The organism is Acetobacter cibinongensis, assembly GCF_000963925.1.
Classification (GTDB): domain Bacteria; phylum Pseudomonadota; class Alphaproteobacteria; order Acetobacterales; family Acetobacteraceae; genus Acetobacter; species Acetobacter cibinongensis.
In genome coordinates this window covers 170,868-193,918 of record NZ_BAMV01000008.1, presented here as the reverse complement: position 1 = coordinate 193,918, position 23,051 = coordinate 170,868, and the positions used below count along the sequence as shown (strand labels likewise).

General features: G+C 54.3%; 18 protein-coding genes. All 18 read right to left on the bottom strand.

Annotated features, from left to right (window positions below):
• The gene (gene rpsS / locus Abci_RS05315) at positions 1-279 is read right to left on the bottom strand and encodes a 30S ribosomal protein S19 (protein ID WP_048838100.1); all 279 of its coding nucleotides are present in this window, start codon (positions 277-279) and stop codon (positions 1-3) included.
• A gap of 13 nt (positions 280-292) precedes the next feature.
• Entirely contained in the window at positions 293-1,123 is an 831-nt protein-coding gene (gene rplB / locus Abci_RS05310; protein ID WP_048838099.1) for a 50S ribosomal protein L2, read from the bottom strand.
• 16 nt (positions 1,124-1,139) lie between these two features.
• Positions 1,140-1,475, bottom strand: a complete 336-nt coding sequence (locus Abci_RS05305) for a 50S ribosomal protein L23 (protein WP_048838098.1) — start codon at positions 1,473-1,475, stop codon at positions 1,140-1,142.
• A complete protein-coding gene (rplD, locus tag Abci_RS05300; protein WP_048838097.1) occupies positions 1,472-2,086 on the bottom strand; it encodes a 50S ribosomal protein L4 in 615 nt (204 codons plus the stop codon). Before rplD ends, Abci_RS05305 begins: the two co-directional genes overlap by 4 nt.
• A 4-nt stretch (positions 2,087-2,090) precedes the next feature.
• Positions 2,091-2,774, bottom strand: coding sequence for a 50S ribosomal protein L3 (gene rplC, locus Abci_RS05295; RefSeq protein ID WP_048838096.1), 684 nt, complete (start codon positions 2,772-2,774; stop codon positions 2,091-2,093).
• Positions 2,775-2,784: 10 nt separating this feature from the next.
• Positions 2,785-3,093 carry a 30S ribosomal protein S10 gene (gene rpsJ, locus Abci_RS05290; RefSeq protein ID WP_007282720.1) on the bottom strand — a complete coding sequence of 103 codons (309 nt, stop codon included), beginning with the start codon at positions 3,091-3,093 and terminating at the stop codon, positions 2,785-2,787.
• 109 nt (positions 3,094-3,202) lie between these two features.
• Positions 3,203-4,393, bottom strand: coding sequence for an elongation factor Tu (gene tuf, locus Abci_RS05285; protein ID WP_048838095.1), 1,191 nt, complete (start codon positions 4,391-4,393; stop codon positions 3,203-3,205).
• Between the two features lie 95 nt (positions 4,394-4,488).
• Entirely contained in the window at positions 4,489-4,965 is a 477-nt protein-coding gene (rpsG, locus tag Abci_RS05280) for a 30S ribosomal protein S7 (RefSeq protein WP_006557752.1), read from the bottom strand.
• A 14-nt stretch (positions 4,966-4,979) separates the two neighbouring features.
• Positions 4,980-5,351, bottom strand: a complete 372-nt coding sequence (gene rpsL, locus Abci_RS05275; RefSeq protein ID WP_025826436.1) for a 30S ribosomal protein S12 — start codon at positions 5,349-5,351, stop codon at positions 4,980-4,982.
• Positions 5,352-5,696: 345 nt separating this feature from the next.
• Complete coding sequence (gene rpoC, locus Abci_RS05270; RefSeq protein ID WP_048838094.1) at positions 5,697-9,872, bottom strand: DNA-directed RNA polymerase subunit beta'; 4,176 nt, start codon at positions 9,870-9,872, stop codon at positions 5,697-5,699.
• Positions 9,873-9,977: 105 nt separating this feature from the next.
• Positions 9,978-14,150, bottom strand: a complete 4,173-nt coding sequence (gene rpoB / locus Abci_RS05265) for a DNA-directed RNA polymerase subunit beta (RefSeq protein WP_048838093.1) — start codon at positions 14,148-14,150, stop codon at positions 9,978-9,980.
• A gap of 233 nt (positions 14,151-14,383) precedes the next feature.
• Positions 14,384-14,758 carry a 50S ribosomal protein L7/L12 gene (gene rplL, locus Abci_RS05260; RefSeq protein WP_048838092.1) on the bottom strand — a complete coding sequence of 125 codons (375 nt, stop codon included), beginning with the start codon at positions 14,756-14,758 and terminating at the stop codon, positions 14,384-14,386.
• Between the two features lie 99 nt (positions 14,759-14,857).
• On the bottom strand, positions 14,858-15,382 hold the full coding sequence (rplJ, locus tag Abci_RS05255; RefSeq protein WP_048838091.1) for a 50S ribosomal protein L10: 525 nt from the start codon (positions 15,380-15,382) through the stop codon (positions 14,858-14,860).
• Positions 15,383-15,666: 284 nt separating this feature from the next.
• Positions 15,667-16,359 (bottom strand): 50S ribosomal protein L1, encoded by a 693-nt coding sequence (gene rplA / locus Abci_RS05250; protein WP_048838090.1) that lies wholly within the window; start codon positions 16,357-16,359, stop codon positions 15,667-15,669.
• Between the two features lie 4 nt (positions 16,360-16,363).
• The gene (gene rplK / locus Abci_RS05245) at positions 16,364-16,795 is read right to left on the bottom strand and encodes a 50S ribosomal protein L11 (RefSeq protein ID WP_048838089.1); all 432 of its coding nucleotides are present in this window, start codon (positions 16,793-16,795) and stop codon (positions 16,364-16,366) included.
• 106 nt (positions 16,796-16,901) lie between these two features.
• Positions 16,902-18,500, bottom strand: a complete 1,599-nt coding sequence (locus Abci_RS05240) for an efflux transporter outer membrane subunit (protein WP_371861374.1) — start codon at positions 18,498-18,500, stop codon at positions 16,902-16,904.
• Between the two features lie 8 nt (positions 18,501-18,508).
• Positions 18,509-19,846 carry an efflux RND transporter periplasmic adaptor subunit gene (locus Abci_RS05235; RefSeq protein WP_048838087.1) on the bottom strand — a complete coding sequence of 446 codons (1,338 nt, stop codon included), beginning with the start codon at positions 19,844-19,846 and terminating at the stop codon, positions 18,509-18,511.
• Entirely contained in the window at positions 19,843-23,013 is a 3,171-nt protein-coding gene (locus Abci_RS05230; protein ID WP_048838086.1) for an efflux RND transporter permease subunit, read from the bottom strand. Before Abci_RS05230 ends, Abci_RS05235 begins: the two co-directional genes overlap by 4 nt.
• Positions 23,014-23,051: the final 38 nt, after the last annotated feature.

Genomic DNA, 23,051 nt, shown 5'->3' with positions numbered 1-23,051 from the left:
TTAGCCCCGCTTCGACTTTTTGTCGGCCCCGTGCCCGTGGAATGTACGGGTGGGAGAGAATTCACCGAACTTGTGTCCGACCATGTTCTCTGTCACCTGCACAGGCAGGAACTTATGACCATTATAAACACCGAACGTCAGTCCTACGAACTGCGGAAGGATCGTGGAACGACGTGACCAGATCTTGATCACTTCGTTACGACCCGACGCGCGGGACGCTTCGGCTTTGCTCAGCAGATACCCGTCGACGAACGGGCCTTTCCAGACGGAACGTGCCATCTTCTATTGCCCCTTACTTGCCGGTCTTGCGACGACGGATAATCAGACTGTCCGTACGCTTGTTGACCCGAGTTTTGTAACCTTTGGTGGGCTTGCCCCACGGTGTGACCGGATGGCGACCACCAGATGTACGGCCTTCACCACCACCATGCGGATGGTCAACCGGGTTCATGACGACGCCACGGTTATGTGGACGACGGCCCAACCAACGGGCACGACCGGCTTTACCCAGATGCTGGTTCATGTTGTCAGGGTTAGACACGGCACCAACGGTAGCCATGCATTCACCGCGGACAATACGAAGCTCGCCAGACTGCAGTTTGATCTGTGCGTAGCCAGCGTCTTTACCCACGAGCTGAGCGTAGGTCCCTGCAGAGCGTGCCATTTTGCCGCCTGCACCCTGTTTCAGCTCGATGTTATGCACAATGGTACCGACCGGAATAGCGGCCAGTGGCATTGCGTTGCCTGGCTTAATGTCAACGCGCGCGCCAGCGATAACGTTATCGCCAACCTTCAGACGCTGCGGAGCCAGAATGTAAGCCAGTTCACCGTCTTCATACTTCACGAGCGCAATGAATGCTGTGCGGTTGGGGTCATATTCCAGACGCTCAACCGTGCCCAGCACGTCAAACTTGCGACGTTTGAAGTCGATGTAACGGTAAGACTGTTTGTGACCGCCGCCACGGAAGAAAGAGGTTGTGCGGCCGTTATTGTTGCGGCCACCCGTCTTGTTCTTACCTTCGGTCAGCTGCTTGACTGGCTTACCTTTCCAAAGGTCAGCGCGGTCAATCAGAACCGTACCACGAAGGCTCGGCGTGACGGGATTAAAGTGCTTCAGTGCCATTTGTTCCTACCCCACGTCAGGCCAGTTTGGCGGTCAGGTCAATAGACTGACCTTCTGCAAGCTGAACGAACGCCTTTTTGATGTCAGAACGCTGCCCCAGACGCCCTTTGAAGCGCTTGGCCTTGCCCTTCTGGACAAGGGTGTTAACACCAACAACCTTGACGCCAAACAGTGTTTCCACTGCGACTTTGATTTCAGGCTTGGTTGCTGTCATGGCAACCTTGAATGCAACCTGATTTTTTTCGGAAAGCGCGGTTGCCTTTTCCGTGATCAGCGGCGCACGAATGATGTCGTACAATGCTTCACGGGAAAGACGCTCGGCTTTCTTGCGCACTGCAAGAATGTTGGTCATGCCAGGCGCTCCTTCAGACCTTCGAGACCTGCCTGGGTGATGGCCAGAACCTCGTGGTTAAGAATGTCATAAACGTTGGCGCCGATGGTCGGTAGAACATCGATTTTAGGCAGGTTACGTGCAGCACGTACGAAGCCTTCATCAACAGCAGCGTCAACAATGAGGGCGGATTTAAGGCCGAGGTTCTTCAGCTTAACAGCCAGTTCACTCGTGCGTTCAATGCCAGAAGCAGACTGCAGAACAATCAGCTTGCCGTCCTGAGCTTTCTGAGAAAGCGCAGAGATCAGGCCCATACGGCGGATTTTCTTTGGCAGATCATAGCCGTGGTCGCGAACAACCGGCCCATGAACAACACCACCCGTACGATACTGAGGCGCACGCAGAGAGCCCTGACGAGCGCTACCTGTGCCTTTCTGCTTGTATGGCTTTTTGGTCGTGCCGGACACTTCGCCCATGCCTTTGACCTTGTGTGTACCAGCGCGGCGTTTTGCCAGCTGCCAGTGAACAACACGCGCCATAATGTCTGCACGCGGAGCAACCGCAAACAGCTCATCAGGGAGAGTAGCAGACCCTGCTGTGCCGTTATCAAGCGTTTTGATTTCGATTTCCATGACCTCAGCCCTCCGCCGTCACGAGAGCTGCCGGATATGGCGCATCGACATGGCGGGCTTTTTTGATCGCATCACGAATCAGGACAGTGCTGTTTTTTGCACCAGGAATGGAGCCACGCACCATAACCAGATTCTTTTCCGGATCGATCGCTGCAATTTCAAGATTCAGGGTGGTGATACGCTCGTCACCCAGATGGCCTGCCATCTTTTTGTTCTTGAAGGTTTTGCCGGGATCCTGACGGTTACCGGTAGAACCATGAGAACGGTGTGAGATAGAAACACCATGGCTGGCTTCCAGACCGGCAAAGTTCCAGCGCTTCATGGCGCCTGCGAAACCCTTACCTTTACTGGTGCCTGTCACGTCCACTTTCTGGCCAACAACGAAGTGTGAAGCGGAAAGCGTTGCACCGATCTCAAGCGTTGCATCGTCAGCAACACGAAATTCGCGAACAACTTTTTTCGGCTCAACCTTCGTGCGGGCGAAATGGCCGCGGTTCGGCTGGGTGACATTTTTCACTTTGGCTTTGCCCATACCCAACTGAACAGCTGTGTAGCCGTCACGTTCCTGAGTACGGACATCAACCACCTGCAACGCATCTACGTGCAGGACGGTGACGGGCACATGCGTGCCATCTTCCTTGAAGAGTCGGGACATGCCCAACTTTTTTGCGATCAATCCGGTGCGCATCGTCTGGACCTTAAAGTTTGATCTCGACATCTACGCCAGCGGCGAGGTCGAGTTTCATGAGGGCGTCCACGGTCTGCGGAGTTGGCTCGACAATATCGAGCAAGCGGCGGTGAGTCCGAATTTCGAACTGTTCGCGGCTTTTTTTGTCCACGTGGGGAGAGCGGTTAACAGTAAACCGTTCGATATGCGTCGGCAGCGGGATAGGACCCCGAACCCGCGCACCCGTACGCTTCGCCGTGTTTACGATCTCTTTTGTGCTGTTATCAAGCACGCGGTGATCGTACGCCTTTAGGCGAATGCGGATGTTCTGGTTGTCCATTGTTTTTTAGTCCAACACTTTAACTTGTCCGGGGAAACCCGGCCGCCAAGTAAGACCCCGGCTGAGTGACTCAGCCGGGGCCATACAGTCCTTGGCCTCTTTACCGAAATTATTCGGAGATGGAAGCCACAACGCCTGCACCAACGGTACGGCCGCCTTCGCGAATAGCGAAACGCAGGCCTTCATCCATGGCGATCGGCGCAATCAGTTCAACATCCATAGCGCAGTTATCGCCAGGCATGACCATTTCCGTACCTTCTGGCAGGTGAACAACACCCGTCACGTCGGTTGTACGGAAGTAGAACTGCGGACGATAGTTTGTGAAGAACGGAGTATGACGGCCGCCTTCTTCTTTCGTCAGGATGTAAGCTTCAGCTTTAAACTTCTTGTGCGGGGTGATTGAACCCGGCTTAGCAAGAACCTGGCCACGCTCAACGTCTTCACGCTTCGTACCACGAACCAGCGCACCGATGTTGTCACCAGCTTCACCGCGATCAAGCAGCTTACGGAACATTTCAACGCCTGTAACAGTCGTCTTCACGGTGTCTTTCAGACCCACGATTTCAACTTCGTCACCAACGTTAACAACGCCACGCTCAACACGACCCGTCACCACGGTGCCACGACCGGAGATGGAGAACACGTCTTCGATCGGCATCAGGAACGGACGGTCAACCGGACGTTCTGGCTGCGGGATGTAGGAGTCAACTGCATCCATCAGGTCGCGAACGCGGTTTTCACCGATTTCCGGGTCACCATCTTCGAGGGTTACCAGAGCAGACCCTTTGATGATGGGGATATCGTCGCCAGGGAACTGGTAAGAAGACAGAAGTTCACGAACTTCCATTTCAACCAGCTCAAGCAGTTCCGGATCGTCAACCTGATCAACTTTGTTCAGGAACACAACCAGAGCAGGCACACCAACCTGACGAGCAAGCAGGATGTGCTCACGGGTCTGCGGCATTGGGCCGTCAGCTGCGGACACAACCAGAATTGCGCCGTCCATCTGAGCAGCACCGGTGATCATGTTCTTCACATAGTCAGCGTGTCCGGGGCAGTCCACGTGAGCATAGTGACGGTTTGCAGTTTCATATTCCACGTGAGCCGTAGAAATGGTGATACCACGAGCGCGTTCTTCAGGAGCAGCATCGATCTGGTCGTATGCTTTGAATTCTGCGCCACCGGCTTTCGCCAGCGTCTTGGTGATGGCAGCCGTCAGAGACGTCTTACCATGGTCAACGTGACCAATGGTACCAATGTTACAGTGCGGTTTATTCCGCTCAAACTTAGCCTTAGCCATTTTTCCACTCCATACCCCTCGCCACATGCAAGGAGCAGTTTCCAAATAAGTCTACCAGCACCCCAAAACAAGGGAGCGCCAGCATACTCGAATGATTACCAGCGATAGTGACTGAATGCCTTATTGGCTTCAGCCATACGGTGGGTATCTTCGCGCTTCTTAACAGCAGCACCACGGTTGTTTACGGCATCAAGCAGCTCGTTGGACAACCGGTCCTGCATGGTGTTTTCGCCCCGCTTGCGAGAAGCATCAATCACCCAGCGAATAGCCAGCGCCTGACGGCGCTCTGCACGGACCTCAACAGGCACCTGGTAGGTCGCACCACCAACACGGCGGGAACGAACCTCTACTGCAGGCTTAACGTTATCCAGAGCATTGTGGAACAATGCAACCGGATCCGCAGAAGCTCCACTCCGGCGCACAAGCGCCTCAAGAGCTCCATATACGATCCCTTCCGCAGTGGATTTCTTGCCATCATACATGAGCGCGTTCATGAAACGCGTGATGACAATATCTCCGAACTTCGGATCAGGAAGAATCTCACGCTTAACAGCGCGGTGACGGCGGCTCATACCTTAACCTTCCCTTACTTCGGACGCTTAGCGCCATAAAGCGAACGCCGCTGGCGACGCTTTGCGATACCCTGGGTATCGAGAACACCGCGAAGGATATGGTAACGCACACCCGGAAGATCTTTTACACGACCGCCACGGATTAGCACGACGCTATGTTCCTGAAGGTTATGACCTTCACCCGGAATATAGCTAACCACCTCATAGCCGTTCGTCAGACGCACCTTGGCAACTTTACGCAGGGCGGAGTTCGGCTTTTTAGGCGTCGTCGTATAAACACGGGTGCAAACACCACGTTTCTGAGGGCAACTCTGCAGAGCAGGCACTTTATTGCGCTTAACTGCAGGCTTGCGCCCTTTGGCAATGAGCTGGTTGATGGTCGGCATGCGCCTTTCCCGATCCTTACACAGTTCGGTCGGCTAGTCTTTTCATCGACTGCCGACTGTCATTTGAAAATCCCATCGAGCAAAACGCTCATATGGGGCTATGTTGACATCCGGTGTTGCTTCCTGCCGGAAGCCAACCGCATGCTTTACAAAGAATTACGATTTACCCCTGCCCCTGCAATGGAGCGGAGCTGAGGGCTGCTACCTAACCCTGCGCCCACGCGAAGTCAAGCGAAGAGACGCGATTCTTAAGGGTTTCAGCCAATAACTCTCTATAAAATAGAAAAAGGGGCCGGAGCGTTAGCCCCGACCCCCTATTCCGAGCCTGGTGCCCTCTGTTAAGGCTTATTCAGCCGCAGAGGAGCGTCCTACACGCTGACGGTCCTGAGATGCCGCAATGGCACGCAGGCGGTTCATGACGCTTCCTGTCCCCGCAGGGATGAGGCGGCCAACAATCACGTTTTCTTTCAGGCCATTCAGCCGGTCAACCTTCCCTGCCGTAGCAGCTTCGGTAAGAACGCGCGTTGTTTCCTGGAAGGACGCAGCAGAGATGAAGGACTGTGTTTGCAGAGATGCCTTGGTAATACCCTGAAGCACTGGCATGGCTACGGCAGGCCGCTCACCAGCATTCATGCATTTGGTATTTTCGACATCAAACTCAATCCGGTCAACGGTTTCGCCAATCAGGTAAGTCGTGTCGCCTGGCTCCAGAATTTCAACTTTCTGGAGCATCTGACGGACGATAACCTCGATGTGCTTATCGTTAATCTTAACACCCTGCAGACGGTAAACATCCTGAATTTCGTTCACAAGGTAATCGGACAATGCCTCAACCCCCATGACCTTCAGAATGTCGTGTGGAACACGCGGACCGTCGACCAGCGGATCGCCTTTTTCGACAAAGTCACCTTCCTGAACGGACACGTGCTTGCCTTTGGGGATCAGATATTCGGTCTCGTGCCCGCTTTCATCGTTTTTCACGATGATACGACGCTTGGACTTGTAATCTTTCCCAAATTCAACGCGACCTTCCATTTCCGCGATAATCGCATGGTCTTTCGGGCGACGGGCTTCAAAAAGCTCGGCCACACGCGGCAGACCACCGGTAATATCACGGGTCTTGGACCCTTCACGCGGCAAGCGGGCCAGTACGTCACCTGCATGGACTTCTGCACCGTTTTCAACGGAGAGAAGTGTTTCAGGAGACAGGAAGTAACGGGCATCGCTGCCGTTATCCAGTTTCATGACTTCGCCGTTTGGACCTTTAAGCTGCAAGCGTGGACGCAGATCTACGCCCTTCCCTGCCTGCTTGTAGTCCACCACCACTTTGGCGGTAAGGCCCGTCACTTCATCCATACGCTCAACAAGCGTGATGGAATCGATCAGGTCAAGATACTCAACCTTACCTGCCTTTTCGGTAATGATAGGCAGTGTGTAGGGGTCCCACTCGGCCAGCTTCTGACCGCGTGAAACAGCTTCACCTTCCGTTGTCAGCAGTCGTGCACCGTAAGGCACACGGTAGCGTGCTTTTTCCGAACCGTTTTCATCCGTGATCAGAATTTCACAGTTACGCGCCATGACAATCGGCACGTTCTGAGAGTTATGCACCACGTTACGGTTGCGGATAACAACCAGACCATCACGAGAAGCTTCAATTGCTGACTGCTCAGCACCACGCTGTGCCGCACCACCAATATGGAAGGTACGCATTGTCAGCTGTGTGCCAGGCTCACCAATGGACTGAGCCGCAATGACGCCAACCGCTTCACCAATGTTCACTGGCGTACCACGTGCAAGGTCACGGCCATAGCAATGACCGCACACGCCAATCCGGCTGTCACAGGTCAGCACAGAACGAATGAAAGCGGATTCAATACCGGCATTTTCAATACGCTCTGCATCAGCTTCTTCAATGAGCTGATTACGTGCGACAATGACTTCACCCGATGCTGGGTCAACAATGTCTGCAGCCGCTGTACGTCCCAGAATACGCTCGGAGAGGGAGGCCACAACTTCACCACCGTCCAGCACAGCGCGCACAGTCAGGCCGCGCTCGGTACCGCAATCATTTTCAATAATGATGCTGTCCTGAGCAACGTCCACCAGACGGCGCGTCAAGTAACCGGAGTTAGCGGTTTTAAGCGCTGTATCGGCCAGCCCCTTACGTGCACCATGGGTAGACGTAAAGTAATCGAGAACCGACAAACCTTCTTTAAAGTTTGCGATAATCGGCTGTTCGATAATCTCACCAGATGGTTTGGCCATCAGACCGCGCATACCAGCAAGCTGTTTCATCTGTGCTGGTGACCCACGCGCACCGGAGTGGCTCATCATCCAGACCGAGTTGATTGGCTTACCAATTTCCTGACGGGAAATTTCTTTGGTCATGGCAGCCTGCACTTCGTCCGTGCAACGCGACCATGCGTCAACCACTTTGTTATAGCGTTCGCCAGCGGTGATCAGACCGTCCTGATACTGCTGTTCGAATTCCTTAACTTCAGCAGCCGTCTTCTCAACAAAAATCTTTTTCTCTTCAGGGATGATCATATCATCTTTACCGAAGGAAATACCGGCTTTTGCTGCGTGACGGAACCCAAGAGCCATCAGGCGGTCACAGAAGATAACAGCTTCTTTCTGACCACAGTGACGATAAACCGTATCAATAACATCAGATACAGCTTTTTTGGTCAGCTGCTTGTTGATCAGAGAGAACGGAATGGCTTCGCTGAGCGGCAGGATCTGCGCAATCAGAACACGACCAGGTGTCGTGACGATTGTTTCGTAGGTTTTCTTGCCGTCTTTGATGGTTTCAAAACGTGCACGGATCTTATCGTGCAGTTTCAAGGCACCTGCGTTCAGAGCGTATTCAACTTCCCCAATGGATGAGAAAGAAGGCGCCCCGGCTTTGATCAACTCGCCAGTCGTATTGTCGTATTCATTACGGTCAGGCGTTGCCGCAAACTCAGGCAGTTCAAGGCTGAGATAATAGAGACCCAGAACAATATCCTGAGACGGCACGATAATCGGCTTACCGTTTGCCGGGCTGAGAATGTTGTTCGTGGACATCATCAGCACACGTGCTTCAAGCTGAGCCTCAAGGCTCAGGGGCACGTGTACCGCCATCTGGTCACCGTCAAAGTCTGCGTTGAATGCTGTACAGACGAGCGGATGAAGCTGAATGGCCTTCCCTTCTACCAGGATAGGTTCAAACGCCTGAATACCAAGACGGTGAAGCGTAGGCGCACGGTTAAGCATAACCGGGTGCTCACGGATAACCTCTTCAAGGATATCCCACACTTCCGGACGCTCTTTTTCAACCATACGCTTTGCAGCTTTAATGGTTGTGGCGTGACCATATTTTTCCAGCTTGGAATAAATGAACGGCTTGAACAGTTCCAGAGCCATCTTCTTGGGAAGACCGCACTGATGCAGCTTCATTTCCGGGCCAACCACGATGACCGAACGGCCAGAGTAGTCAACACGTTTACCAAGAAGGTTCTGACGGAAGCGACCCTGCTTGCCTTTCAGCATGTCGGAGAGGGACTTCAGCGGACGCTTATTGGCACCGGTAATCGCACGACCACGACGGCCGTTGTCAAACAGGGCATCAACAGCTTCCTGAAGCATACGCTTTTCGTTACGCACGATAATATCGGGCGCACGCAGCTCCATCAGACGCTTCAGACGGTTGTTACGGTTGATAACGCGACGATACAGATCGTTCAGATCGGACGTTGCGAAACGACCACCATCCAGCGGTACAAGTGGACGCAGTTCCGGTGGGATGACCGGTACGTAGTCAAGGATCATCCATTCAGGACGAGAACCGCTTTCAGCAAACGCTTCAACCAGTTTAAGACGCTTGACCAGCTTTTTGCGTTTGGCTTCTGAAGTGGTTTCCTTCAGTTCCTGACGCAGTTCTACTTTTTCAGCATCACAGTCAATCCGCTCAAGAACTTTCTTGATGGCTTCTGCGCCGATACCGACTTCAACGCCTTCTTCGCTATATTCATCCATAGCATCGAGGTACTGTTCCTCGGTCAGGAGAGAATACTGCTTAAGCGGAGAGGTACCGGGTTCAAGAACCAGATAGTTCTCGAAATAGAGAACCTTTTCCAGATCTTTCAGGGTCATGTCGACCATAAGACCGATACGGCTTGGCAAAGATTTCAGGAACCAGATGTGTGCAACAGGGCTTGCAAGCTGGATATGACCCATGCGCTCACGGCGCACTTTGGCCAGCGTAACTTCCACGCCGCACTTTTCGCACACAATACCACGGAATTTCATCCGCTTGTATTTGCCGCAAAGGCACTCGTAATCTTTGATAGGGCCAAAGATACGGGCGCAGAAAAGACCATCACGCTCCGGCTTGAATGTCCGGTAGTTGATCGTCTCGGGCTTCTTGATTTCGCCGAATGACCAGGACCGGATCTGCTCAGGTGATGCCAGCTGGATCTTGATCTGATCGAAGGTCATCGCCTGGCCGGTCTGGCCAAGAATTTTCATGAGTTCATTCATGTGCCGAAGCCCCCAAAGGGAAATGGGGTGCCGGACGTGTCAGTCCGGCTGCCCCTTCAAAATAAAAACGGAGAGTGATGCTAGAGCGTGTTGTCATGCTTACCTTTACTCGCCCCCCTGCTCCAACTCAACATTCAGACCAAGAGACTTCAGTTCCTTGATCAGAACGTTAAAGCTTTCCGGAATGCCGGCTTCAAAGTCATCATGCTCACGCACAATGGCTTCATAGACCTTGGTACGACCAGACACGTCATCTGATTTAACCGTCAGCATTTCCTGCAGGGTGTAAGCGGCACCATAAGCTTCAAGAGCCCACACTTCCATCTCACCAAAACGCTGCCCACCAAACTGGGCCTTACCACCCAGCGGCTGCTGCGTGACAAGAGAGTATGGACCAATGGAACGAGCATGGATCTTGTCGTCAACAAGGTGGTGCAGCTTGAGCATGTAGATGTAACCAACGGTGGTCACACGCTCAAACGGCTCGCCCGTACGCCCGTCAATCAACTGGGACTGACCAGATTTGTTGACACCAGCTTTCTCAAGCATGGCTTCAATCTCAGGGATGGAAGCGCCATCGAACACCGGAGTGGCTATGGGCACGCCTTTGCGCAGGTTATTGGCAAGTTCTACCAACTCGTCATTGCTCATGTTGGCAATGGCTTCGTCGTAGATCTCATCGCCGTAAACGTCTTTCAGACGGTCCAGCAATTCCTGACGCTTTTCACCATTGCGCTGGTAATCATCAACGAGATCACCAATGCCACGACCAAGGTTTGCACAAGCCCAGCCAAGGTGCGTTTCCAGAATCTGCCCCACGTTCATACGTGATGGCACACCCAGAGGGTTCAGCACGATGTCAACAGACGTACCATCTTCGAGGAACGGCATGTCTTCAACTGGAACCACGCGGGAGACCACACCCTTGTTCCCGTGACGACCCGCCATTTTGTCACCAGGCTGAAGCTTACGCTTCACGGCAACAAACACCTTGACCATCTTCATCACGCCAGGTGGCAGTTCATCACCGCGCTGGAGTTTTTCAACCTTGCTTTCAAAACGACCCTGAATTTTCTGCACAGATGCATCAAATTCACGACGCAGGGTTTCCAGCTCTGCCATAACGGAGTCAGACGCCACAACAATGTTGCGCCATGCACCGCGAGGATGCTCATCCAGCACTTCATCAGTGATTTCCGTGCCTGAACGGATACCTTTGAAGCCCGCACCAGCAACCTGACCCAGCAGCTTTTCGCGCAGACGGCTGTAGAAGGAACGTTCCTGAATGGCACGTTCGTCATCACGGTCTTTAGACAGACGTTCAATTTCGGCCCGTTCGATGGCCATTGCACGTTCGTCTTTATCTACACCACGACGAGAGAAGACGCGCACGTCAACGATCGTACCTGTTGTGCCAGGCGGCAGACGCAGAGAGGTATCACGTACGTCAGATGCCTTTTCACCAAAGATGGCACGCAGAAGTTTTTCTTCCGGTGTCATCGGGCTTTCGCCCTTTGGCGTGACCTTACCGATGAGGATGTCACCGGGGTTCACTTCCGCACCAACGTAAACAATGCCAGCTTCGTCGAGGTTACGCAGCGCTTCTTCACCCACGTTCGGGATGTCACGCGTAATTTCTTCCTGACCCAGCTTGGTGTCACGCGCCATGACTTCGAACTCTTCGATATGGATCGAAGTGAACACGTCGTCTTTAGCGATACGTTCAGAAATCAGGATGGAGTCTTCGAAGTTGTAACCGTTCCAAGGCATAAAGGCGACCAGAACGTTACGACCCAGAGCCAGTTCACCAAGCTCGGTTGACGGACCATCAGCAATAATATCGCCTGCTTTAACCTGATTACCAACATGCACCAGCGGGCGCTGGTTGATGCAGGTAGACTGGTTGGAGCGGGAATACTTACGCAGACGGTAAATATCAACGCCTTGGGTAGCGCCTGTTGAATCCGTTGCACGCACAACGATACGGGCACCGTCAATCTGGTCCACTATACCATCACGTTTTGCAACGATGGTTGCACCAGAGTCATGTGCAACCGCAGCTTCCATACCCGTGCCGACCAGCGGCGCATCAGAGCGCACCAGCGGCACAGCCTGACGCTGCATGTTAGAGCCCATCAGTGCGCGGTTCGCGTCATCGTTCTCAAGGAACGGAATGAGCGCAGCAGCAACAGACACAAGCTGCTTGGGTGATACGTCGCACGCAGTAACTTCAGTCGGCGGCACCAGACGGAAGTCACCACCACGGCGGACTGAAACCAGTTCGTCGGTCAAAGCACCATCGGCACTTTGCTTCGCATCAGCCTGCGCCACGATCAGCTTTTCTTCTTCCATGGCGGAGAGATACTTCCAGCCATCCTGAAGAACGCCGTCTTTTACAAGGCGATACGGGGTTTCAATGAAGCCGTATTTATTCACCTTGGCGTAGGTTGCCAGAGAGTTGATCAGACCAATGTTCGGGCCTTCTGGCGTTTCAATTGGGCAGATACGACCGTAATGCGTTGGGTGAACGTCACGCACTTCAAAGCCTGCACGCTCACGGGTCAGACCGCCCGGGCCAAGCGCTGAAAGACGACGCTTATGCGTGACTTCAGACAGCGGGTTGGTCTGATCCATAAACTGGCTGAGCTGGGAAGACCCGAAGAACTCACGCACGGCAGCGGCGGCCGGCTTTGCGTTGATAAGGTCATGCGGCATGACCGTATCAATATCAACGGACCCCATGCGCTCACGAATAGCGCGTTCCATACGGAGCAAGCCAACGCGATACTGGTTTTCCATCAATTCGCCCACGGAGCGAACGCGACGGTTACCCAGGTTATCAATGTCGTCAATCTGGCCGCGACCATCTTTCAGGTCACACATCACTTTGATGGTGCGCAGGATGTCTTCCTTACGCAGCACGCGCATGGTGTCAGGCACATCAATATCAAGACGCATGTTCATCTTGACGCGACCAACGGAAGATAGATCGTAACGGTCACCGTCAAAGAACAGGCCATGGAACATGGCGTCTGCGGTTTCAGCCGTTGGCGGCTCACCTGGACGCATGACACGATAAATATCGATCAGCGCTTCATCACGAGAGCTGTTTTTATCCACAGTCAGGGTGTTGCGGATCCACGGACCGTTGGCAGCATCGATCGCCAGCAGAGGAAGGTCTGTAACGCCAGCTTCTTCCAACGCTGCAAGGCGAGCTTCCGTGATTTCTTCGCCAGCTTCGCCGTAAATTTCACCCGTATCGTAATTCACGATATCATGCGCGATGAAACGACCCAGAAGGTCGATATCACCAACCAGCACTTCACGCGTTTTTTCGGCAATTTTACGAACGGCGCGGGCTGTCAGCTTAGCTTCCGCTTCTGCGACAACTTCGCCTGTTTCTGCATCAACCAGAGGAGCGAGCAGCTTCAGGCCACGGAACGCATCCGCGTCAAAGGGGCGAGCCCAGCCTTTTGCTGTTTTGGTAAAGATGACCTTGCCGTAGAAGTAGGCAAGAATTTCATTGTCATCCATACCTTTGATATCGAGCAGGTCAACATCACCACCCTCTGCCAGCTTGGCTTTACGAGCGGCTTCAGAAGCAGCACCCTCAAGCGCATAAAGCAGAGTTGTGACAGGCAGCTTACGCTTACGGTCGATACGAACGTAGATCAGATCTTTCGCATCGAATTCGAAGTCGAGCCAGGATCCACGGTACGGAATAACGCGTGCGGCAAACAGATATTTGCCGGAAGAGTGCGTTTTGCCTTTATCGTGGTCAAAAAACACACCAGGTGAACGGTGCATCTGGCTGACGATAACACGCTCGGTTCCGTTAATGATAAACGTACCGTTTTCGGTCATCAGGGGCATGTCGCCCATATAGACCGGCTGCTCCTTAATATCACGGATGGAGCGAGACCCTGTGTCTTCGTCCACATCCCACACGATAAGGCGCAGAATAACTTTCAGCGGCGCAGAAAATGTCAGGCCACGCTGGATGCATTCTTCAACATCATATTTTGGCTCTTCGAATTCGTAGCTTACGAACTCAAGACGCCCCCGACCTGCAAAGTCATTGATCGGGAAAACAGAACGGAAAACCTCCTGCAAACCTGTTGGTGTACGCGCATCAGGAGATACATTCGCCTGAAGGAACGTCTCATAAGACGCACGTTGCACATCAATCAGATTCGGCATCGGAGCGATTTCGGGGATCCGCCCGAAACTCTTGCGAATTCGCTTCCGTCCTGTGAACGATTTGGTGATTGCGTTCATCGTCGCTCCTGCCCCGCCCTTAACTACTCGGACCATCAGGCCTGCCGCTCACCCGCAGGCCTGATGGTCCGACCTTTGATTCTAGGCCTTAATACACACCAAGGAAAGCCCTGGCATCATACCCACCCCGGATAAAGAACCCGGAACAGGCAAACGGGCAGAGGCATACATACCTCCACCCGAAAACCTTTTTCTCATCATTCCACCGCTGATGCAGTGGATATGGCGAGAACTTATTTGATTTCGACGCTTGCGCCGTTGTCTTCAAGAAGCTTCTTGATTTTTTCGGCTTCGTCTTTCGTAGCGCCTTCTTTAATGGTCTTCGGTGCGCCTTCAACCAGATCCTTAGCTTCTTTCAGGCCAAGACCTGTGATGCCACGGATTTCTTTAATGACGTTGATTTTCTTGTCACCAGCTTTGGTGAGAACAACGTCAAATTCGGTTTTTTCTTCTGCAGGAGCAGCAGCGGCAGCAGCCGGACCAGCAGCAACAGCAACTGGAGCAGCAGCAGAAACGCCCCATTTTTCTTCGAGCAGCTTGGAGAGTTCAGCGGCCTCAAGAACCGTCAGAGCGGACAGTTCGTCAACGAGCTTGTTCAGATCAGCCATGATTAGACTTCCTAATGTAAACACTGGTTTGCAAAGTGCAACCCCTCAACAGAAAGGCTGCACCTTAAAGACATCACACTCTCTTGTAAGAGTGCGTTTTTAGGCGGCTTCCGCCTCACCCGTTTTGGCATAGGCCCCAAAAACCCGAGCAAGCTGGCCAGCCGGTTCTTTGGTAACGCAAGCAATACGCGTAGCAGGCGTGGAGATAAGACCCACGAGCTGCGCGCGCAGCGTATCCAGAGACGGCAGTTCGGCAAGAGCCTTGACACCATCGGCGCTAAGCACCTGAGAGCCAAGAGAACCGCCAAGCAGCACGAGCTTGTCATTGGCTTTGGCGAACTCGACAATCACCTTTGCAACTGCAACAGGGTCTTCCGCCCACGCAAGCGCGGTCGGGCCTTTAAGCAGCGGCTTGATGCCGTCGAACTGGGTCCCATCCAGGGCGAGAGTTGCCAGCCGGTTTTTCGCGACTTTATACGTTGCGCCCGCTGCACGCACTTTGCGTCGCAGATCCGTCACATCAGCCACTGTCAGCCCGTCATTACGGGTCACAACGACCATGGACGTTTCGGCAAACACGGCGGCAAGGGAAGCAATGAAGTCCCGCTTTTCCGTACGGTTCAAATCCCGTCTCCGTCTTGTCCTGCCTGACAAAAGCCAGTCAGAACGGGTTGCCCTAGAGCTTCATGAACACCATGAAGCTCAGCTCGCCTGTCCTTGAAACGGAATAACCGGAGCCACCGAAAAACGATGAACAGCCAGTATCCCCATCTTACCACCCGCAAGCCCATAGGGCTCATTAAGGCTGCACCGCGTGTGGTCTCGGACAGGTTCAGGAAATCAAATCGAAATCAGATTTCCTTATGATACTGTGCCAGAGCAAAACCCTGACACAGCAACATTCAGTCTCAGCCTGCGAAAGCTGAGAGATCCAACTGAACGCCCGGACCCATGGTAGAAGACAGACCAGCCTTCTTCATGTAGGTGCCTTTTGCACCGGTCGGACGAGCTTTCTGCACGGCATCAACAAATGCGCGCACGTTTTCAGCCAGTTTAGCAGCATCGAAAGATGCCTTGCCAACGCCAGCGTGAACAATACCAGCTTTTTCAGCGCGGTATTCAACCTGACCGGACTTGGCGGCTTCAATAGCGCCTTTAACGTCCATTGTCACGGTGCCCAGCTTGGGGTTTGGCATCAGACCACGCGGACCGAGGATTTTACCCAGACGACCAACCAGAGCCATCATGTCCGGGGTTGCAATGCAGCGGTCGAAATTGATTTCGCCAGCCTGCACTTTTTCCATCAGGTCTTCTGCGCCCACAACGTCTGCACCAGCGGCCTGAGCTTCTTCAGCTTTAGCACCACGAGCAAACACACCAACGCGCAGGGTTTTACCCGTGCCGTTTGGCAGAGACACAAAACCGCGGACCATCTGGTCAGCATGACGCGGATCAATACCCAGGTTCAGGGAAATTTCGATCGTTTCGTCAAACTTTGCCGTAGCATTACCCTTTACCAGAGCAATCGCTTCGTCCAGACCATAAGCCTGCGCGCTGTTTACTTTCGCCTGTGCAGCGGCGAGACGCTTTTTAGTAGCCATGCTCTCAGCCCTCCACCGTCAGACCCATGGAACGTGCGGAGCCAATCAGCATCCGAACAGCACCATCGATATCGTTGGCGTTCATGTCTTTGGATTTTTCTGCTGCGATTTCGCGCAGCTGATCCATGGTCACTTTACCCACAGCGGCACTTTTACCAACTGTCTGGCTGCCTTTGGAAATTTTGGCAGCTTTGAGCAGGAAGTACGTGTTCGGCGGGGTTTTGGTGATGAAGCTGAACGTACGGTCTGCATAAGCGGTGATGACGACCGGGATCGGCATACCTGGCTCAAGACCCTGGGTCTTGGCGTTAAATTCTTTACAGAACTGCATGATGTTCAGACCGCGCTGACCGAGCGCAGGACCAACTGGAGGCGAAGGATTGGCCTTACCAGCAGGAATCTGAAGCTTGATGTAGCCAACAACTTTTTTGGCCATATCCGGGACTCCTCATAATGAACCCGAACCGCGGTTTACGGTCTGCGCTGCACCACACGAAGCATGGTGCGAGTCAGACCTCCCGCGTTCGATTGGAGTGCCGCGCTTAGCGGCGTTGACTACGGGTGTCAAGGGGTTGTGATGTTTTTTGCTGCCCCACAAGATCTGCCGAAGCAGGATCTGTCTGGGTTGTCACACCCGCAACGGGTCCCGCATGGCGCAGATTGCCGTACTGAAGTGGGCTAAACGGCATGATCTGGTCCGACTTGGGCAGATCAGTGCGCGACCAGCCGCCACCCAGCGCCCGTACAAGCTGCACCCGGGCATCTATGGCACGGGTTTGCACCTGCACCAGCGCAATGCGTGCCTGAAGGGCTGCTACCTGCGCTACAACCACATCCAGATAGTTTGTCAGGCCGCCTGTATAGAGCGCCATGGTCATGGTCTGGGTGCGCAATGCGGCATCCACTGCGTTGCTCTGCTGGGCTGCTTCTGTTTTCAGCCGGGTTGTGCGGGTGAGATTATCCTGCACCTCCTGAAAAGCACTCAGCACTGTAGAACGGTAAAGGTCTTCTTCCTGCCGGTATTGAGACCAGTTGCGCTGCAATTCAGCGCGCCTCAGGCCACCCTGAAACAACGGCATAAGCGCCTGTACCCCAAACTGGTACATGGAGTTGGAGAGAGACGCGAGGTCAAACCCGTTATCCATAAACCCCGTCATGGCGTTAAAGGTTACATGAGGATAGAAGGCGGCCCGGGAAACCCCGATTGCACGGTTTGCCTGCGCCATACGTCGCTCTGCGGCCGCGATGTCGGGCCGCCGCTCCAACAGAGTTGCTGGCAAGGCAATAGGCGGCATTGTTGGAGCAAAGCTCAGCCGCGTGGTTGGCGCGATATGAAACGAGGACGGCGCTTGATTAACCAGTACGGCAATGGCGTGCTCTACAACCTCGCGCTGGGTCTGGATGTCCGTCTCTTGCGCCTGAGTGGCATAAAGCTGGGCCTCGGCACGTGATACGTCCATACCGGGCGCGATAGCCCCTGCCAGACGCATTTTGGTAACCTGCACGGCTGTCTGATAGTACCGAATAGAGTCACGGTACACAGCACTCTGTGCGTCAAAACCACGCAGCAAAACGTAGTCACTCGCAAGCTCGGCCTGCAAGCTCAAACGCCCTAAAGCATACTCTGCCGCCGCTTCTTGCGAGCGCTGCTTGGTCATACGAACCCGGTTACGGATGGCAGACCAGAAATCAGGCTCCCAAGAGGCTGTGGCTGAATACTGCTCCGAGGACATATAGACAGGCCCCTGCGAACCACCCCCACGCCAGAGCCTGTGCCGCGAGCCCTTATTCTTGTCCCCCGATGCCGCACCATTAAGCTGCGGGTACAGGTGAGACTTGGCTTCCATTGCCACGTCACGAGACTGCATGAACGCCTCTGCCTGCGCCTGGAGGTCCGGGTTCAGGCGCATGGCCTGCTCCTCCAACTGGTTCAGCAGAGGATCTCCCAGCATGGTCCACCAATCGGAGCGGATAACATCATCAGCAGGGCTTGCCTGCTTAAGCACCCCCGTATTTCCCCAGCTTTCCGGCACCTTGAGGGGGACGGGCTGGTACTTGGGCGCCATATCACAGCCAGAAAGCATGGTTGCGAAAGACAGCCCTACCAGCACACTATATCGGTAGGTTTTACGCGCCATCATGCCATGCGTCATGGACGGCCTCCGGCCTCAGCCGCAGGTGTATTATCTTCAGGCATGGCGCGTGTGTTGTCCTGTGACGCAGACTCACCTTCCGCCTTGTTGGCAGGCGCTGGTTTTTTGGGTGGCATGTTGTAGCCGGGTGTTCCCTTAACCACCCTCACCTTCTGCCCATCCAGCAAACCGGCTGACGGGTTATTAATAATACGGTCAGTTTTCTTCACCCCGCTGAGAATTTGCAGCGTGGTGCCCAAGTTGGTGCCAACAGTCACGTTCACCAGATGCACGTGGTCCGTCTCATCCACCAACGCAACCTGCGTACCTTCCGCGCGGAAAACCAGAGCGCCTTCCGGCAGGATCAACATATTGGTGTCACCCGGCGCGCGAAAACGAGCGGTGGCATAGGAGTTAGGCCATAGCTCGCCGGATTTGTTATCCAGCGTAAGCTCGGTTGTAACGGTGCGGGTTGAGGCATTGAAGGCTGTGGCGGTGGCCAGGAACCTGGCCTTAAACTTACGACCCGGATATTGTGGCACTTCCAGATCGGCCTCCAGGCGCGGGGAAATAATATCCGCGTAGTCCTGCGGGACAGCTACGAAGACACGCATGGCGTGAACATCCGCAACGCTAAACAGTTCAGTGGCGTTGCCGTGTGCATCAACATCCCCACGGCCAGCGTTCACGTAGTCCCCCACATCCGCAAAACGGGATGTCACCACGCCATCAAAAGGAGCCACAATGCGTTTGAAGCCTTCAAGGGCTGCGTAGCGTTCCACATCGTGTTCGGCTGCTTCAACCTGCGCTTTCTGGGCCTCGGCATTTGCCGCCTGTACGTCTACCTCCTGCTGTGAAACAGCCTGAGTGCCCTGAAGCGCCTTCCAGCGTTTGGCAGTAATCTGCGCCAGCTTGTACCGCGCCTGCGCCACATTCAGGTTGGCCTTGGCGGCAGCGTACTGGGCATCCAGTCCCGGCGTGTCAATTTCGGCCAGAACATCGCCCGCTTTCACAACGGCACCGAAGTCCTTGTACCACATTTTCACGTAGCCAGAGACCTGCGCGTAAATGGGAGCCTGATACCATGCGGCAATATTGGCAGGCAGGGACAGACGACGCTCATTGGGGCCGGGTTGTGGCGTTATGACCTGCACTGCGGGAATGGATTCAATAGCCATTTCCTGCGCCAGATTCATGTAGTGCGAATGGCGCGACACAATACCGGCAACCGCCAGAACCACAGCAGCGCCCCCCACAAGCACGAGCGCAAGCTTACGCCGTGGCGGAGAAGGCGGCGGAGTCTGGCTGTCATGGGGGCCGTTCTGGTCATGACTGCCGTAATTCTGCGCGCTCATGCGCTTTCTCCCTTTTGCATCGTCTCTGGTTTTTTGCGGTTATGCAGCATGGCGAACACGCAGGGCACAAACAGCAGGGTTGCTACTGTTGCGACCATCAGGCCACCCATAACCGCTTTGCCAAGCGGTGCGTTCTGCGAGTTACTTAAGGACATTGGCAGCATGCCAATAATCATGGCGGATGCTGTCATCAGCACGGGCCGGATACGCTCAAAGCCTGCTTCAAGGGCTGCGGCAATGGCATCACCATGCTCATCCAGTCGCTCCCTTGCAAAGGACACCACAAGAATGGCGTTGGCTGTTGCCGTACCCATGCACATGATGGCCCCTGTGAGAGCCGGAACCGACAGCGTAGTGCCTGTCAGGAACAGGCTCCAGGCAATACCGGCCAAAGCGCCTGGCAGCGCCGTGATGATAATAAACGGGTCGAGCCAAGACTGAAAATTAACAACAATCAGCAGGTAAACCAGCAGGACGGACATAGCCAGGCCACCCAGCAACTGCGCATAGGCACTGTTCATGGTGACGGCCTGACCGCGCACTTCCAGCGTGGACCCTTTTGGCAGGTCTGGCCGTATTTCATCCACAATCCGGCTGACTTCCCGCGAGACCGTACCCAGATCAATCCCCTCATTCGTGGCGTAAATATCAAACACTGGCATGATATTATAATGTGCGATCTCACCGGGTGTGCCCACCTGTTCGATGCTACTTAGTCCACCAAGGATCTGTGGGTTTTGCCCGTTCGGGTTGCCGTCCCCTTTATCAATGGGGGTTAGCTCCAGATCGTTCATGGTTTGCAGGAAGGTGGCGGGCGTCTGAATATCAATCAGATGCGAAACCCCGGTCTTGGTATCCAGCCAATAAACCTGCCCGACCTGAGAACTACCTGAGAGTGAAACCAGTGCGTTGTTGGCAACGTCTGATTCCGTAATACCCGTTCCCAAAGCGTAAGTTCTCTGGGCGTTCACGCGCAGGGTGGGGGTTGTCATGGGCTGCTGTACCGACACATCGGTTAGGCCAGTTACATGGCGCAGCCTGTCGGCCAGTCTGTTTGCAAACTTGAAGTTGTCAGACAGGTTACGCCCGACAATCTGCACATCTATGGGCGCAGGCAGACCAAAGTTCAGAATTTTTGCGGTCAGATCTCCGGGCAGGAAGGAGATTTGCGTACCCGGGAACATCTCATTCAGGTTGTGCCGCAGCTTTTTGCGGTACTCCGCAACAGGAGAGTCAGCCTCCTTGAGGGAGACGGTAATATCGCAGTCCTGCGTCCCCACGGTCGGGGTGGGAATGAAGGCCTGGTTAAGCGGGCTGAACGGCAAGCCACAGTTATCGACTATGCTCTCAACCTGCCCAGCCAGCGTGCGCTCAATTTCAGCATTCACCAACTGGGATATTTTACCTGCTTCAGACAGCTTGGTGCCGAGCGGCGCACGCATGTGAATGGCCATGGTGTCCGAGTTGATCTCGGGGAAAAAGTCCTGCCCAACAAAGAACAGTAACCCCAGAGACCCAAGGGAACACAGCACAAATACCGGTACAAACGTACCACGAATGGAAACCAGATGCTTGAGCAGGTCATGATAGGCGTGACGGAACCGCTCGAACCTGCGCTCAAACCCTTTCTGGAACCGACCAAAAACTGTTTTTGGCTCCTGCGGGCCATGGGCATGAGCCGCCACCTGCGCGGCCAGCATGTATTTGGCCATGGTGGGCACAAGCGTACGGGACAGGATGAAAGACGCCATCATGGCAAAAATGATGGCTTCTGCCATGGGCATGAACAGCCAACCTGCAACGCCAGTCAACTGGAACAGCGGCATCCAGACGATACAGATGCAGAGTGTTGAGACAAAGGTTGGAATGACAATCTGATTAGCAGCATCGATAATTGCCGTTTCCAGATCCTTATCCATCTCAAGGTGAGCATCGATATTCTCGATCATCACCGTGGCGTCATCCACCAGAATACCAACGGCCAGTGCAAGACCACCCAACGTCATGACGTTAATGGTCTGCCCAGCCCAGCCCAGCCCGATAATGGAGCACAGCATAGCGAGGGGGATGGATGTTGCGATAATAACCGTGGAGCGCCATGACCCGAGGAAGAGCAGAACCACAAGCCCGGTCAGGCAGGCGGCTGTCAGCATTTCGCGCAGCACGTCCTGCACGGATTCCTTCACAAAGGTGGAGGCGTCGTTCAGCACCTTGATGCTGACGCCCTCTGGCAAGGTTTTGACAATACCCGGCAGCAGAGCCTTGACCCCGGACACAACCTCCAGGGTAGAGGCATCGCCGCTCTTCATCACAACAATCAGAACGCCCTGCTGGCCTTTGACCAGCACAAGGTTGGTCTGCGGTGGGCCACCCTGATGCACCCACGCAACGTCCTGCAACCGGACGACAGCGCCCCCAACCTGTTTGATGGGGATCATGTTCATCTCATCCAACGCACGGGGGGAGGCGTTGGTCTGGACCATCCAGTCAAAAGTGCCAATCCGCTGGTCACCGGCAGGCAGCACAATGTTCTGGCTGTTAAGGGCCTTGGAGACATCAACGGGAGAGAGCTTGTGCGCCAGTAGTTTGATGGGGTCCAGATCCACCATGACGTTACCCGGCTGCCCCCCGTAAGGGTTGGGAATAGCCGCACCCGCCACCGACACAAGGGCCGGACGGATCAGGTTGGAAGACATGTCATAAATCTGGGATGCCGTCATGGAGGTGGAAGACACCTGCAACGTAATGACCGGCACGGAGGAGGCATTGTACGTCAAGACCAGCGGCGGCGTGGACCCCGTTGGCATCTGCTTGATGACGGTTTGCGACACAGAGGTAATCTGCGTCTGTGCAACGGCGGTATCCGTGCCCGGCTGGAAGAAGATTTTGACAATACCGCGGCCGTAGTAGGACTGGCTTTCAATATGTTCGATATTGTTGACCGTGGCGGTCAACGCGCGTTCGTAATAATAAACAACGCGACCGGACATATCTTCAGGCATCAGGCCCGTATAGGTCCACACAACAGCAACGACCGGAATCTTGATGCTGGGGAACACGTCCGTTGGTGTATTGAAAATCCCTCTGATGCCGAACACCAGAATGAGAATAGAGAGAACGACGAACGTGTAGGGCTTTTTTAGCGCCGTAACGACAATTTCATTCATGCGCGTTTACCCCCGGTAAGCGCACACAAAAGGCTGCA

Coding starts and splice junctions, on each gene's coding strand:
- rplB (WP_048838099.1), bottom strand. CDS start 1,123: ATGGCACTGAAGCACTTTAATCCCGTCACGCCGAGCCTTCGTGGTACG.
- rpoB (WP_048838093.1), bottom strand. CDS start 14,150: ATGAACGCAATCACCAAATCGTTCACAGGACGGAAGCGAATTCGCAAG.
- rpsJ (WP_007282720.1), bottom strand. CDS start 3,093: ATGGACAACCAGAACATCCGCATTCGCCTAAAGGCGTACGATCACCGC.
- Abci_RS05230 (WP_048838086.1), bottom strand. CDS start 23,013: ATGAATGAAATTGTCGTTACGGCGCTAAAAAAGCCCTACACGTTCGTC.
- Abci_RS05235 (WP_048838087.1), bottom strand. CDS start 19,846: ATGAGCGCGCAGAATTACGGCAGTCATGACCAGAACGGCCCCCATGAC.
- rplK (WP_048838089.1), bottom strand. CDS start 16,795: ATGGCCAAAAAAGTTGTTGGCTACATCAAGCTTCAGATTCCTGCTGGT.
- rplA (WP_048838090.1), bottom strand. CDS start 16,359: ATGGCTACTAAAAAGCGTCTCGCCGCTGCACAGGCGAAAGTAAACAGC.
- rplD (WP_048838097.1), bottom strand. CDS start 2,086: ATGGAAATCGAAATCAAAACGCTTGATAACGGCACAGCAGGGTCTGCT.
- Abci_RS05240 (WP_371861374.1), bottom strand. CDS start 18,500: ATGATGGCGCGTAAAACCTACCGATATAGTGTGCTGGTAGGGCTGTCT.
- rpsL (WP_025826436.1), bottom strand. CDS start 5,351: ATGCCGACCATCAACCAGCTCATTGCCAAAGGGCGCAAGCCTGCAGTT.
- Abci_RS05305 (WP_048838098.1), bottom strand. CDS start 1,475: ATGACCAACATTCTTGCAGTGCGCAAGAAAGCCGAGCGTCTTTCCCGT.
- rpoC (WP_048838094.1), bottom strand. CDS start 9,872: ATGAATGAACTCATGAAAATTCTTGGCCAGACCGGCCAGGCGATGACC.
- rplC (WP_048838096.1), bottom strand. CDS start 2,774: ATGCGCACCGGATTGATCGCAAAAAAGTTGGGCATGTCCCGACTCTTC.
- rpsS (WP_048838100.1), bottom strand. CDS start 279: ATGGCACGTTCCGTCTGGAAAGGCCCGTTCGTCGACGGGTATCTGCTG.
- rpsG (WP_006557752.1), bottom strand. CDS start 4,965: ATGAGCCGCCGTCACCGCGCTGTTAAGCGTGAGATTCTTCCTGATCCG.
- rplL (WP_048838092.1), bottom strand. CDS start 14,758: ATGGCTGATCTGAACAAGCTCGTTGACGAACTGTCCGCTCTGACGGTT.
- tuf (WP_048838095.1), bottom strand. CDS start 4,393: ATGGCTAAGGCTAAGTTTGAGCGGAATAAACCGCACTGTAACATTGGT.